The organism is Vibrio ouci (assembly GCF_004551525.1).
In the GTDB taxonomy this organism is placed as follows: Bacteria; Pseudomonadota; Gammaproteobacteria; order Enterobacterales; family Vibrionaceae; genus Vibrio; species Vibrio ouci.
Genome location: NZ_SATR01000066.1, coordinates 1 through 13,360, shown reverse-complemented (window position 1 = coordinate 13,360; position 13,360 = coordinate 1). Strand labels below are relative to the sequence as shown.

Below are 13,360 nucleotides of genomic sequence, written 5' to 3'. Positions count from 1 at the left end.
GTTCTCCGCGTGCGATACCTTCTAAGATCGCCAAACGGTGTTGCATGAACTCATAGTCCTCGACATTGACCAGGTACGCAGACGGTTTGCCATGCTCGGTGATCAACACAGGCTCTTTGGTATCGTGCAGATCGGCCAAGATTTTGGTGGCTTGACGCTTAAGCGAGGTAACTAGTTCAACTTTCATGTGCGAGACTCCATAACACTAGTAAAAGTGATACTATTCTATCACTTTTAGTATAGCAAGCTGCATCGACATTTACGCTCTAGTTACCTCAACGCCTAAACTTCGCCATTCGTGATTTGTTTAAAGGAGACGATGCAATTCTATCTAATGCTTCACCAATTTTTTTTCTAGCTCCGCATTATTCGAAGACAGCAACATAAATGTTCGTATGTTAGAAGTCAGTTCCTTCCCCTTAAATTGTCTGAATAGCTCTTCAATTTGTTCGGTTGTTAGTTCATTCAAAATTTCAACGTCATCTGGACTCTATCACCTGGGATTGGGCGCTCGTATCTTTGGAAATCTTTTTTGCGTCGGTAAGTTACAATGGGTTCGTGTAAGAGAAGCTCTGGCCAAAACAGTTACTCTGTCTTAGGTCAGAAAGGGATGTTTTCATCAAAATCCATTAGAGGTTCATTATATGGTTCCCAGTCATTTCCTGGGCTCGAAATCAGCACAGGAACCTTTAGGACTTTCCTAGCTCTAATGGATGCGTCTTTGATTCTTTTTACAGCATCTTCTGCCCGTTGAGGTAAGTCTGCCACAGATAACAACTGTCCCACACCTGAGTCAACATCTCTTACCATATGACTCAGTCCTCGCTGAAAATTATCTACTTCAGTATTTAGGTCGTAAACCTCACTGGTAAGGCGTCGAATTTCTTCTTTATAACTACTTATTTCATTATCAATTTTCGCGATTTTCTCAGAATACTCACGCCTAAAGCTAACAACAGTTTCAGACATTTGACGTTTTTCATTAGCCCAAGTATCTAATTGACGATCACGTAACTTCCTGTTTTCGTCTTCATCCGAATCCAGCTTTGCAATTGTAGTCTTCTTTACAGTGTAGTAGTGCTGCTGTAATGTTTTTTGATTGAATGCATTCCTATGTTTATTTACAACGCCATCGATTAAACGTTCATACAGCATGTTTAATATAGGTATAATCAGCAAATAAAGTAGAGTTAACCCAGAAGGAGCAAGCAAGTCATTAGTTATATTAAACTCTATCTGTTCGACGAGTGCTATTTTTTTCTCATTATTGCTTAAAAAGAAAACTATTAAGTCAGAACCATTCCAAATAGTCCAGGAAAAAACGAAAGCTCCAATTAATGGATTTTTTAAACGGTTTGTTGTGTTTTCTTTCAATGAATTAATTAATGTTTTCAATTTGTTATCTCAAAATTATCATTAGCAGATAAAGCAGATGGTAATGCATTCGGGTGGTCATTAATTGAACAGGCACATTCGAATGCTGTGTTGTTACGACATTTCAAATATATCTCATATACTCAACCTGGGTTTTTACTTGAAGATTCCAATAATTGATGATTATTCAAATTAACCTTGTCAGTTTCACTATTCTTTATTATCCCTTGCACTGTTTGACTACTAGTAGAATATTCGTTTAATGATTTGTAACCCAAATGACCAAGTTGACCCACAGTGAAAAGCACTGCAATTAGAGCTAGAATTTTTGCTGGTAGTGACTCTAAAGCTCCATTAAGTTTCGTTGGCCAATTGGAACGTGTAGTCTTGAGCTTTTTTGATTGCAGTTTATGGAACACTGACTTAAAAAAGTATACCTTTGACATCGTAGACTTATGTAACTTGATATACTCTTTTCTCTCAAATGCGGTTACTTCTTCACCGCCAGTTAAAAAATCTCGTGATTTACCACCATTCAATTCCATTAAGTTTGGCATCTTAGGGTGGTCGACATAATCCACTCCATACATTTGAGAAACTAGAGTCGATAAATTGTATTTCTTCGAATCATCAACTTTAGGCGGGACCTTTTCAGTTAGAACACGGTATCGATGTTCTATTGTTTCAAAGCCGAAATTTATGTTAGTCAAGTTCCAATGAAGCCAATAATGGTCTTGATGATCTTGAATAAATCTATAGAAGTCTTCGAGCATTGTTGCTTCTAAATCATCGTAGTGTTGCTCTATATCAGCCCTTGAAATTTTTTTGATTTATGCAATTAAGTGTATAGAAAAGCTATGCATTGTAGAGCTTCCAACATGCTGTACAGCAATCGATGTGATTCTTGGTGAAAAACCTTCATTGTTATCATTAAGGTTCTGACAAGAGTAATGAACAACCAATAGTGAATTGGTGTTTTTTGTCAGAAAATTTATTTGCTCTTTTACGTTCATTTACTTGTTTACCATTTTTGAAACTCAAGTAGTTAAAGTCTTTGACTACCAGTACTCATCAGCATTGAGAGCAGTTTTATACTGCGTATACCAAACGTTGGTAACTTGAATTGTCTAAATCTCATTTAGTTCTAATTTCATTTGTTCTTTTAGTGCATCACGACTACTTTGAACCGCTAGCCCGAAGGTTGTTAACTTTTCTTGGTAAGGTTTGATTATTGTTTGATCTACCCAAAATTCTGATGTTGACATAACATTCAGGATTTCCGCTGAAGAGTCTGTTGCATTTTTAACTGCTACCTCCAGCTCATCTAGTAAAGTGTCCATTTTAGATGAAGTGATTAATCTTATGCTGTTTTGTTCTGTTTTCACTTTTAGGTGGTCTTCATTTAACTCGAAAACTAAAGCTTGAACATCTTCATTGAAATTTATTAGAGCTTGCCTTCTTAAAGACTCTTCTTTTATCAAATAACCAGATAACAAATTTTTCATCATCGGCTGGAAGCGTTCCAAGAAAACAGAGTTATGTTTATTATTGAACTCATCTAATAGAGAGAAGTATTTCGAAAATTGGGCTCGCTTATCCTCATATTGAAACTTTCGCTTTTCGATATCTAAGGCGTGTCGTTTTTTTAACTCTTCTGTTTCGGCACGATACTTAGCGATTACTTGTTGTTTTTCTTCTTCCAGTTTATGGTTATCTTCCAATATCGCTTTGTTTTTACCTTTTATTTTTAGGTAAGCGGTTAAGTAGATAGAAAGTGCCCCGGCACCAAAACATACAATATTTATAGCTAGATCCATCGTTCCCCTTCTCCATTTATATTTGGACAGTTCCCCCGTAATATTAAACGCAACACCTAGTAAAAGACCACGCGTTGCGAGTCACTCTTAAACAGATTTGTTGCTCGCTGATTTGCGCTTCTCATCCCAAGTTTCAAGCACAAACATTGCTATTGTGTGTGCAGAATGAATTGCTAAGCGAGCATGGCGTGGCTTTAAATTATACATAACACGCCCCTCACCATGTGCGGAACTAGCATGTGTACGGAACGCTCCAATTCCGTCAACAATTGATAAGATACCGGATAGTACTCTTTTAAGATCATCGTCTTGGACTAATTTTGGGTCAAAGCCTAAATCGCCGCGAACGACTTTCCATACATTTTGTAGGTCTTGCTTCTGTGGTCTATCTAATTGTTCGTCTGTAATATAAACCTTAAAAATGGACTCTAAAATGTTACAAGCTGCCGATACTGATTCTCTTGGTTCGGAGTTGACATTTGCGAGAGCTCTCGTAAATTCAGCCTCAATTGAAGGAATATCTCTACCTTTGATTAAGTCTGACAAGGATCGGCTTGGGGCTGAGCTTCCATCTGAAACAATGCCGCCAGTAAGATAAGTCAGGTTGCATTGTGAAAGGATTGATTCAAGCTTTTCTTTGAACTCTTTTTTATGATTTGCAACATTACTTCCCCATAAGAAGACATCTTCCTCTTCTTGCTTTGGCAATTCCATGTACGTTTCAATCAATTTACCTAGAACTTTAAGTGGTTCAACTGCCTCTTTATTAACGCGTCTCAGCCACGCTTGAACTTTAACAGGTTTTGAACCTTCTGGTGGCTCTCCTGGTGCATCAGCATATAGGAAAAGGTTATCGAGACTTGCATGAGTTTCAAGTACAGATAAATTGTCTGATAGAACCGCTATTACTGGAGCGGGAATGTCCTTTCTCATATAACCTCTTAACTAATAATTTTGATTGCGATAACGCTCTACTAAACCCTTTTTAATGTATCTCACTGTTTGCTCCAAGCTTCCCATGTTAGCTCTGACCAACCTCCCATCGGTCTCATAGGACGCATTGGTCTCATAGGACGCATCGGTCTCATGGGACGCATCGGTCTCATGGCTCTCATTGCCCTCATTGGACGCATAGGGCGCATCATCCCTTCAATCGGAGAGTCAGTACTCCACGCAAGAGGCCGACCAGTTTGATCTAAGCATGTATTCCCGACAACCGGGCCTAGCCAGTTACCCGTTTGTGCTGACCACGCATGATCATTAGAAATGTAAGCCACCCAGTTCATATCAGTATCAAATAAGTGCTGATCTGGATTCATCCAACCTACTAAATTGGAATTTTGATCAAATAAAGCAATCACGTCATAAATCTCCTAGTACAAAACATTTAAGGTATAAGGCTTGTTTCATTAGTGTGGGCGTGTTGTAAATAGATATGTAGCCGTCAATCACGCGTCCATTCTAAACCGAACGCCTCACCTATAGAACTTTAACTTACTGAATAGTTATGTATTTATGATTCAAATCATGAATTCGAGTGCATAATGGGGCGCGCGACACGTTGAACACTAAAAAACCGCCCTATGAAGCGGTTTTCCTTAACGTTTAAGACGCGTTTTGCGTCGTTTGGTTTTGGTAGCTTTCACTACCCGTCCACCTTTTTGCGTGTACCCTTTCTTGAGCTGGCCGCTCTGCTAGCGGCCTTTGCATTTACAACATCGTTTAGCCATGTTTGTCCTCCAAATGAAATTCCCGCCCCACACAGGAAAACAACTCTACCTTTATCTCTTCTCTCTAGAAGCACATCAGGGATATCAGGACTATCAGAATTAAAGCGCATTGATTAACTCTCGGTGTTAGTGATACTTGGGAACCAATAGTACAACTAGTTGTATCACTTCAGTTAACTATCAATCACACATTTTGAACATGCACGCCTGTGAGCCCGGTACATTGACTTCGTGAGTTGTCCTAGGAAATAATCGAACCAATAATAGTTAAGGCTGGCCGATTCAGTTATGATCTTAAATTCGACGCTCAAAGACGGTGTAATGTGGGATAACAATAGTGCCCAAGATTAACTATTGACGCCATAGTATTGTTGAGAGCATGCTAACTGCTCTCTATGATTAAACTGTTAGCAAGATTTGTAATACGACTAATTTTGTCTGAAGGGTTAATCGTATCGCTTAAATCTATCAATGAACCTGACGCCAATCCAACTAACATTGAAGAAAATTCAAGCGCCTCATTAATTTGACGAGTGGAATAATTGTAGGTGATAGACTTTTCTTTAACACATCGCTCTGCTTGTAATATACCTGAATGAGTTAAGCTGTTTAGGCCTTTCCAGGTAGTTGCTTTAACTTGACTAAAGTACGAATCAGTATCTAAGGCTATATCGACAGCATCAACAAGTTGACCGAAGCTGAGTTTACGTTTGTCAGGGCTTAAAATTTCATCGTGATCAATGAAGTGTTTTATTTGCTCATCAGTAGCGCAATTCTCAAACCACGCCGCACGGATATATGTTTCAAAAACTACTCTCAATAGAGCGGAAGACGATGGGTACCCTCTTCCCTCTATCAAGAGTCGAATACCCTGAGCATGATCGATTACTAGTGTATATAAAGCTGACGCCAGCCGTACCCGTGTTCCTGCATCTTTAAACTTTACAGTGGATAACTCTCTTTCGATACAATCCAATAGATTAGTGAACTCAACTATTCTTATTTCCATTTACACCTTTACTTCGAATAATGCACTTTACGCTTATTAGTCGACTAACTGTCATTTTTCGTCGCTCTATAGTGCAGTTTCTTTCATATTAACTCAATTGATAACCAATAAATTAAGGTGATTGTTGGGATGTTAGGTTACAAGATGTCTCACAATTATAAATGATAAATCTCACTCTATTTATTCGGATAGCTTCCGATAGAATAATACGCATCTTAGCTTTTATTGACTTATCACTTTACAAGTACATGAATGCCATATATGGGAATAGACAGAATGGGCTAAATTAATTTGTTAGAACGTACCAAAGCTTTAACTGGCAGATTGTATCTTTAATCTCGAGTACAGCATATCGATATAGCTTAACCACTCACTACCATTTTTATTTTCAGTTCCCGTTCATCCGTTATTAACCTTTTTCCCCTCAAGGTACTCATCAACTTTTGTATTGACATCCGCCGTAACCACACCCCGAACTTCATTGGCTTCTGACTTATTTCGATAAAAAGCTTCTTCATTAAAACCTTGGGTATAATCCAAATTGACAGTACCTTGAATTTGCCTGATACGACGATACATCTCTTCAAATAACTCCCGGTTCGAAGGACTACCATCATCACCATCATTCAATTTTATCCGCAATGCTAAAGTCAAAAGCTGTCTTGTTGCCTCTGCATCGGAGAGGTGCTCTTGATCTCTATACTTGATGAAATCCCGTTCTAATTTACCTCGAAGTGAGCTTTGCAGTGGATAAGAACGTCCCATAATACCCCTCTTCTGTCTCATTGAAATCCATTGAGACTTCAATCATAAAACAGCCAAACTTGAAAACCAAATGTCTCACATTCCTTACCAGTAAAGGGTTCAATGACAATTCAATGAAAACCCATTGAAATCCCATTGAAAACACGCCAATCCATTGCCACTAAAGGGCTCAATGACAATTCAATGAAAATACATGTTTTTTCATTGAAATAAGCACCAAATTTTAGTGAAGAATTTGAAAATTTTTCACGCCTTTTAAAACGTAAGTAATAAAAGCTATATTATTGGTTTTGTTGACTTTATATTTTTACAGACAACCACTCGGATTGAAAATCAATCCGCCGAGGTGTGTGCTATCTTCTGAAAGACGCTACGCGGGCAACGATGGCCGCAAGCCGGATCGCTATTTTATGTGGCGTTTTATCAATCAGTGCGAAGCAAAAGCCGACCGGTGGCGATTGAATCGGGACGAACACGTAGCTCGTATCAGCAGTTAGGGGGGAAGTTTCGTGAAGAGTTCAACTGCAGCAAGTTGGTGCGCAATGAGTTATTGAAAGTTGGGTGAGAAATAAACGGCTTGTACTTTTTTAATGTATATTTGCCTGGCATTCTCGGCGCGCTTGGCAAATCCTGCATTATACGCTCCGACACTATTCCAGTTATAGCCATGACTGGCAAAGTTTGACGCTAATATCCAAGCGCCGAGTGACACATTAAAACATGGCTCATAAACATTGGATTCATTGACATTGAACTCAGCAAGCCGAGAAAACCAGGACGAGTTAATTTGCATAAGCCCATAGTCACGACTTGTTATTTCACCTAATTCGTTTTTATTTTCGTTATACGCTCTAAAGTTGAAGCTGCTTTCAACGTGCGCGATCGCTCTCAACAATTTAGGCGAAATATTATAATGCGCTGCTGCTTCTTCAAAACAAAAAGCTGAGGCAACACCTGGAAAGATGAACAGTAGTAAGCATAACGTTTTCATAAGCAAGAAACGGAGTCCATTAGGACTCCATTTTATCGAACATTGAGTTAGATTAATATTCACTCGGAAGCAAAATCGTGGTGACACTTCTATCTCGCTCGGTAATAACCCAAATACGCTCTCCGCATAATGTATATTCGGATAACACTCGCTCACTGTTTCGAGTGGCTTGATCATTTCTAATCTTATCTTCAATACATACATTGCCCCAGTCACCATTTTGATGACGTATTAGGCAGACGTGTAGACTTGCGCCGATATTCTCTCGTAATAGTACGTCGATACCCTGTGTCATAACCACTTTCCCAAGTTCAAAAGGGATAGCAGTACAAACGTAAGTTTCCGCTTTCAATTGTTCATCTGTTGGGATAGTATTTTCTTCGTTCATAATAAAGCTTCCTACAGTTTTAATTATGGATACGGCCTCAACGTTTTTTGCCGATACGTTGAGGCTTTTTTATTGATGCTTAATAAACCTCTTCCGTTCTCAGAATATGGTTAAACACCTGGTAAATATCGTCGTATGAATAGCCGTACTCTTTGAGTGCCCCCACGCAATCACAAATATCATTGATATAGAAACATTCGTGATTGAATAACTCCCGTCGAATAATCGCCTCTTTTCCATTTTCTGCGATATCTTGTGCTATGCCCTGCTCTTGAATAACGGCTAAGCGCTCAACAAAATCTTTTGCGTGTTGGCTTGGCACGATTAACCCCATGCCCAGAAGTACATAGTTAACGCCTTCTTTTTTTGCCTCATTGAACTGCTTATCAGTAAATGCGAAGAATGCGCCAAGTTCATCAAATAAATCCGTTTGCGCTTGTTCGGTGTAGTCAGATAGATATTTCATGCTTCAATCCTCTGCGTTGAATTGAGCGGTGGTGTCCATCAATGTGGCGCCAAGCGCTTGCGCTATTGCGTCACACTCTTGTTTAATAGCTGAGATAGAGAGTTGCGATGGTAAAAAGTTTTTGACGTGTTTTTCGTTGCCATTTGACTCAATAGCCATCAGCATAAATCCCGCTTCCCACTGTTCACGAGGGGTATCCCAGGCCCCAAAATACTCCCCACGTATTTCGACGCTAACCACTTTTGACGGATCAAGATAATTCGGTAGTCGTTGCACCCAGTCACTAGAGCTATCATTTTTTGGTGAGCTTTCGGGGTCCAGCGTCGAAACGCTGGTTGCTGAGTTCAATTTAGGGAGAGTTGGGATTGAGTATCGTTGTGCCATGATGTGTTTCCTTTCTGTTTTGAGTATCACTTTTATGGAGCCGCTTGGCTGTCCCACGCCTCAACCAGGGTTCTTCTTTGCAAGGGCGCGAAGCGTTCATTTACCCTTGCAAAGAGGGTTCTGGATGAGGATGGTCAACAGCCTGCGAGCGCCATCAGGTGATGCGAGTGGAAAGGAAAACGGGCACATAAGACAACAAGCCCTTACTCGAACTTAATGGAAGTCAGTGACATGAAGTTGCGTGAGGAGGCACGACGAACGGCAACGAGGAAGGATGACGAGGCGCAGCGTAGCGAAGAAAAGGGAGCTCGCGACCGTGCGTTAATGATTGAAGCGGTATCCTTTCAGAAAGGCGCTTAGAATTCCACGCTTTTGGAAGGCACTGGTGACTTCCCAATGCGATGAAACTCTTAGTTCTTAGATGAAAGATTCAAGTGGAATGTATGACCGCTTGCGGTAACGCCCTCCCTGTCCCCTTCTTACCGTCAAACAGACAATCAAAGCCGTTATGACTCTAACTCACCCACATCCAAAAAAGGAAAACCTGGAAATCGATAAAACCCCTTTGGGCAAAGCTGCCCGTTAAAACGGGCAGCTTTCAAATCGGTAGATGGTTTGATGAGTCGTCGATTCATCGGTCGCGATGAAGCTACTCTTCAGAGTGCCATCAGAATAGTACTGTCGGATGCGTTGTCTCACCTCTTCCGGGCCGGCAGGAAAGAAGTGCCCTCCCCGCATAGTAATTCCCGCCTTGGCTAAGTCCTCAGGTCGTATATTCTCGTTCACCCAGGCCCCCTCTGACTAATTCACAGTGATAGACTGAGGATTACGCAAAAAAGGAGCCCGACAAAGTCGCTTGGTAATTACGGTACGACAGAATCGCTTGGTGATCACAGGAGCTAGCCGATGCAGATAGCACGGAATTGGACACGTTAGAGTAACAAATCTAACGTGTTAAGATCGGATTAGAAAAAGTATCTTGAAATCTTAAATGTTTGTTAACTTTTCCATTTCCCCTGAATTTCTTGCTTGTCTAGCATGTAGAACAACCACTCTCGACCTTTTTTTTGCTTACCAAACACTCCGAGGTCAACCAAGCCGTTCAGGGTTGTTGAAGCTGTATTATACGAACAACCTAAGTTATCTTTCACGTTCGCAGCAGTAAAGTATTTCGCTGTACCATTCTTAGCTACTTGGAAAACAACTTTTTGCTTTTCTGATAGCTTCTTGTATAAGCCAGACTCCCAAATCCAGTTATTAAAAGTTTCAATGTCGTTTAGTGACTTTTTATAGGCATCTTTGAAATTACTGATAGCCCTAAGAATTACTCCGCATTGATATTCAACGAAATAGGTTAAATCCATATCATCTGTTTCAGTGTACAAATAAGACTTTCCATATTTAATTGGTGCTGCCTTCAATAATGTACTGATAGCGATATACCTAAATGCTGCATAGTCATTTTTGAACATGTACCAGTAGAACAAAGATCTTGCCACACGACCATTTCCGTCACGGAAGGGATGTTCATACCCAATAGAGAAATGCAAACTTATAGCTTTGATCATAGGGTGAATATATTCACTTCCGTCCGCATCATCGTGATAAGTATTCGCCCAATCGACAATTTTTCCAAGCCTTTCCTCGATATGACATGCCAATGGAGGGATATGCACAGGCTCACCTTCTGCATCAACAACGGCCACATCATCACTTTGTCTAAAAGAACCAGGAGTATATTTGTCATTTTCAATATCATCCGTGCCTTCACGGTGCATTTCTAAAATCAAATCTATACTAAGGGGCTTGTTTCTATTATCCCATGCAAACTTCATCATCTTGAAGTTTCCAAGGATCATTTTCTCATCAGGTGTGCGAGGCTTACGCTTACGTTTGAGCATATCCTTAGCGATTAGCGTAGTTGTTGCTGCCCCCTCGAGTTGACTACTACTTATAGCCTCATCTTCGATTAGGTCATTAAGCAGATACTCAAAGTGGTTCTCTTCGCCAATCTTACTACTCATCCATTCTAAAGCGCCCGTAGTAGCATGCCTGTCCGCATGAGATACAGCTTTTTGAATCATTGGAGTAAGCATAAAATTACACTGCGAACCATCATCCCCTAAATGCAACAGTTTCATGTATTGAGATGTTCTAGAAACCTTAGTCATTGCCCATGCAAGTTCCACTTCAAGCCCACTATCTACGCGGTACTGAAACTCATCATAAGGAAGGTAACGACCTTTACTATCAACTGGTTGATAGTACTTAAGATACATTCCAAGCTTCTCTGGATGTTTCTCGTTAATCTGTTCAAATACGTTACTTAGTAACGATTCCTTTTTAGGCGGTCTCTTGGTCACGTCTTTATCTCAATATCTCTACCATTTGAAATAACGATACTACACACCAAAGAGTTTGTCTCAATATTTTTATTTTTTGAGATAAGAGCTTCATAGATGCTAAATGAATAAGTTAACGCCCTGTTAAGGTGTGAGCAACGCAATACCGAACCTCCCGCATACCACCTTAAACACTAAAACCAACGCATAGTAAAAATGCCACGCGTTGCGAATCACTCTTAAACAGTTTGTTAAGCGTATAATTTATCGAACGTTTTGCCTTTGAAATACATCCAAAAGAAAGAAAACTCGTTCATTTACGATTTGAGTTAAGCGAGTCATATAGTCCAAACTTTCATAAAGATATGTAGGGAAATCCCCTTGTGCTACGAAACTATGGATAAATGCAACTCTCTCTGATGCTGTCGGATGAGAATCTGAGGTTATGGTTACGTCCGGGTTAATAACATTTTTTACTTTCTCGCACAGCTCTAGACTACTAAAAAATAGCAGCGGACCTAATAGATGACTGGCATAAATGTTATTTTTTTCAATACCATACGTAGTAACAACAGCTAATGCCATTGCGTCACAAAGTTCTTCTACGTCTTTTTCGGTGTGATCGGGTGGTATTCCATTTGACTCAGGATACTTTTCCTCTAAGTACAGATGGTAAAACTCGTGGGCTACAATGAACACTTCCATTGAATGAACTAAAATGGCTCTATCTGCATGCATTTCTTGAGGCTGTTCTAAACGACCAAAACCCCTTACCGTTCCGATATATCCGTAGTGCACACATAAGCGAAAAGCATCAATTGCAATATTTAAATCGGTTATTGTGTCGTTTACAGCTGCCTCCTCAAATACTGACATACCTCGCTGTGCTGCACCCAATGAAATAGTCGTGTAGATTTTCGCCCAATAATTGCAAAAAGACGTTGTTCCCGCACCAGCAAATATGGCATGCCCATACAATGATGGTCTTGCATGTGCTCCAACGGTCATACTAGGTGAATTATATAGTTCAACTTCTACGTCTAAATTAATTCCAAGGTTAGCATAGATATTGATTACATCTTCCAATACTTGACTAAATATCTCTGAGGGAAAAAAACTATCGTACTTTGTAGCTGGTTCAAAGTTGTCTAACCGAGAAAGCAGCGCATTTTTCTTGTGACTTCCATCTAAATCATTTTCAGGCACTTTATCTTTTAGTGCTTGTTGTAAAGTGGTTCGACTTTTTATGAACCAATCTCGCTCACCGTTTAGAAATGGCTCACTCCCCTCTGTCACAAGCTGAGTTTGAAGATATTCCACATATCTTAATAGCTCATTATCAATTATATCTGACATGTAAAATACTCTCTTTATACGCTTAACGCCCAATTAACGTGTGAGCAGCGCATACACTGAACTTGGACATTGCGCCGTAAACACTTAACTCAACTCGAAGTGAGAGCGCCAAGCGTTGCGAATCACTGTTGAATTGTTTGTTATGTTTTACCACAAACACATGATTTAATTGAGAAAGAACTGATATTTCTAACTAGTTTTCGGAAGCAAACCACAAGGCTGAAACCAACTTGGCTGCCAAAGGCGACCAACCAGAAACAAGTAATTCCACTTCCCTGCCCAATGAGGCAACCCGACCAAGGAACAACTAGCGCCCTATCTTTCCAACCAAAGCGCAAAACAGTGTTGAATTGCCGAGGCAACTGCCAAGCTGAAACGCTAATTGACTAAGAACCTAAAAGCGACTTTGAGCCAGTTACACAAGAAGCCAACCGCCACGACCTGACAATGAAGCAACCCGCGAACATTGGTATGTTTTACGGGCTGAGAGATTCAAGAACTTAGTCGACAATGCGGATTTGCTGAGTCTACTAGGGACGGATTGCCAGAGGGGCAAAGAACGAGAACCTAAGACCTTTAAACCTTTGAATTACAAGTAAACATAACGCCCAATTAAGGTGTGAAGCACGCAACCACGACACTTGATTTGACCGCCGTAAACACTAAGCTCAACTCAAACGAAAAATGCCAAGCGTGCTGAATCACTCTTAAATTGTTTGTTAGGTGTTACCACCCAGA

General features: G+C 40.2%; 14 protein-coding genes. All 14 read right to left on the bottom strand.

The window, feature by feature from the left end:
* Nucleotides 1–187 (bottom strand): type II toxin-antitoxin system Phd/YefM family antitoxin (locus ELS82_RS22225; RefSeq protein WP_134837395.1); only part of this gene is annotated, 187 nt, incomplete at its 3' end.
* Nucleotides 188–600: 413 nt separating this feature from the next.
* Complete coding sequence (locus ELS82_RS22220) at nucleotides 601–1,395, bottom strand: single stranded DNA-binding domain-containing protein (protein WP_134837394.1); 795 nt, start codon at nucleotides 1,393–1,395, stop codon at nucleotides 601–603.
* A 122-nt stretch (nucleotides 1,396–1,517) separates the two neighbouring features.
* Complete coding sequence (locus ELS82_RS22215) at nucleotides 1,518–2,147, bottom strand: hypothetical protein (protein WP_134837393.1); 630 nt, start codon at nucleotides 2,145–2,147, stop codon at nucleotides 1,518–1,520.
* A 354-nt stretch (nucleotides 2,148–2,501) separates the two neighbouring features.
* The gene (locus tag ELS82_RS22210; RefSeq protein WP_134837392.1) at nucleotides 2,502–3,191 is read right to left on the bottom strand and encodes a hypothetical protein; all 690 of its coding nucleotides are present in this window, start codon (nucleotides 3,189–3,191) and stop codon (nucleotides 2,502–2,504) included.
* An 87-nt stretch (nucleotides 3,192–3,278) separates the two neighbouring features.
* On the bottom strand, nucleotides 3,279–4,124 hold the full coding sequence (locus ELS82_RS22205; RefSeq protein WP_134837391.1) for an abortive infection family protein: 846 nt from the start codon (nucleotides 4,122–4,124) through the stop codon (nucleotides 3,279–3,281).
* 62 nt (nucleotides 4,125–4,186) lie between these two features.
* Complete coding sequence (locus ELS82_RS27500) at nucleotides 4,187–4,552, bottom strand: 4-fold beta flower protein (protein WP_369333530.1); 366 nt, start codon at nucleotides 4,550–4,552, stop codon at nucleotides 4,187–4,189.
* Between the two features lie 751 nt (nucleotides 4,553–5,303).
* A complete protein-coding gene (locus tag ELS82_RS22195) occupies nucleotides 5,304–5,930 on the bottom strand; it encodes a DUF6988 family protein (protein WP_134837390.1) in 627 nt (208 codons plus the stop codon).
* Between the two features lie 399 nt (nucleotides 5,931–6,329).
* On the bottom strand, nucleotides 6,330–6,695 hold the full coding sequence (locus tag ELS82_RS22190; protein ID WP_134837389.1) for a hypothetical protein: 366 nt from the start codon (nucleotides 6,693–6,695) through the stop codon (nucleotides 6,330–6,332).
* Between the two features lie 547 nt (nucleotides 6,696–7,242).
* Nucleotides 7,243–7,686, bottom strand: a complete 444-nt coding sequence (locus ELS82_RS22185) for a lytic transglycosylase domain-containing protein (RefSeq protein ID WP_134837388.1) — start codon at nucleotides 7,684–7,686, stop codon at nucleotides 7,243–7,245.
* Between the two features lie 52 nt (nucleotides 7,687–7,738).
* The gene (locus ELS82_RS22180) at nucleotides 7,739–8,074 is read right to left on the bottom strand and encodes a type I restriction endonuclease subunit M (protein WP_134837387.1); all 336 of its coding nucleotides are present in this window, start codon (nucleotides 8,072–8,074) and stop codon (nucleotides 7,739–7,741) included.
* Nucleotides 8,075–8,153: 79 nt separating this feature from the next.
* On the bottom strand, nucleotides 8,154–8,540 hold the full coding sequence (locus ELS82_RS22175; RefSeq protein WP_134837386.1) for a DUF7659 family protein: 387 nt from the start codon (nucleotides 8,538–8,540) through the stop codon (nucleotides 8,154–8,156).
* 3 nt (nucleotides 8,541–8,543) lie between these two features.
* Complete coding sequence (locus ELS82_RS22170; protein ID WP_134837385.1) at nucleotides 8,544–8,924, bottom strand: hypothetical protein; 381 nt, start codon at nucleotides 8,922–8,924, stop codon at nucleotides 8,544–8,546.
* A 998-nt stretch (nucleotides 8,925–9,922) separates the two neighbouring features.
* A complete protein-coding gene (locus tag ELS82_RS22160) occupies nucleotides 9,923–11,203 on the bottom strand; it encodes a Fic family protein (protein WP_134837383.1) in 1,281 nt (426 codons plus the stop codon).
* Between the two features lie 327 nt (nucleotides 11,204–11,530).
* Nucleotides 11,531–12,622, bottom strand: a complete 1,092-nt coding sequence (locus ELS82_RS22150; protein WP_134837382.1) for a hypothetical protein — start codon at nucleotides 12,620–12,622, stop codon at nucleotides 11,531–11,533.
* Between the last annotated feature and the right edge of the window lie 738 nt (nucleotides 12,623–13,360).

Excerpts from the sequence above, each read along its gene's own strand:
- ELS82_RS22215 (WP_134837393.1), bottom strand. The coding sequence starts at position 2,147 with ATGCTCGAAGACTTCTATAGATTTATTCAAGATCATCAAGACCATTAT.
- ELS82_RS22210 (WP_134837392.1), bottom strand. The coding sequence starts at position 3,191 with ATGGATCTAGCTATAAATATTGTATGTTTTGGTGCCGGGGCACTTTCT.
- ELS82_RS22205 (WP_134837391.1), bottom strand. The coding sequence starts at position 4,124 with ATGAGAAAGGACATTCCCGCTCCAGTAATAGCGGTTCTATCAGACAAT.
- ELS82_RS22195 (WP_134837390.1), bottom strand. The coding sequence starts at position 5,930 with ATGGAAATAAGAATAGTTGAGTTCACTAATCTATTGGATTGTATCGAA.
- ELS82_RS22190 (WP_134837389.1), bottom strand. The coding sequence starts at position 6,695 with ATGGGACGTTCTTATCCACTGCAAAGCTCACTTCGAGGTAAATTAGAA.
- ELS82_RS22185 (WP_134837388.1), bottom strand. The coding sequence starts at position 7,686 with ATGAAAACGTTATGCTTACTACTGTTCATCTTTCCAGGTGTTGCCTCA.
- ELS82_RS22180 (WP_134837387.1), bottom strand. The coding sequence starts at position 8,074 with ATGAACGAAGAAAATACTATCCCAACAGATGAACAATTGAAAGCGGAA.
- ELS82_RS22175 (WP_134837386.1), bottom strand. The coding sequence starts at position 8,540 with ATGAAATATCTATCTGACTACACCGAACAAGCGCAAACGGATTTATTT.
- ELS82_RS22170 (WP_134837385.1), bottom strand. The coding sequence starts at position 8,924 with ATGGCACAACGATACTCAATCCCAACTCTCCCTAAATTGAACTCAGCA.
- ELS82_RS22160 (WP_134837383.1), bottom strand. The coding sequence starts at position 11,203 with ATGTATCTTAAGTACTATCAACCAGTTGATAGTAAAGGTCGTTACCTT.
- ELS82_RS22150 (WP_134837382.1), bottom strand. The coding sequence starts at position 12,622 with ATGTCAGATATAATTGATAATGAGCTATTAAGATATGTGGAATATCTT.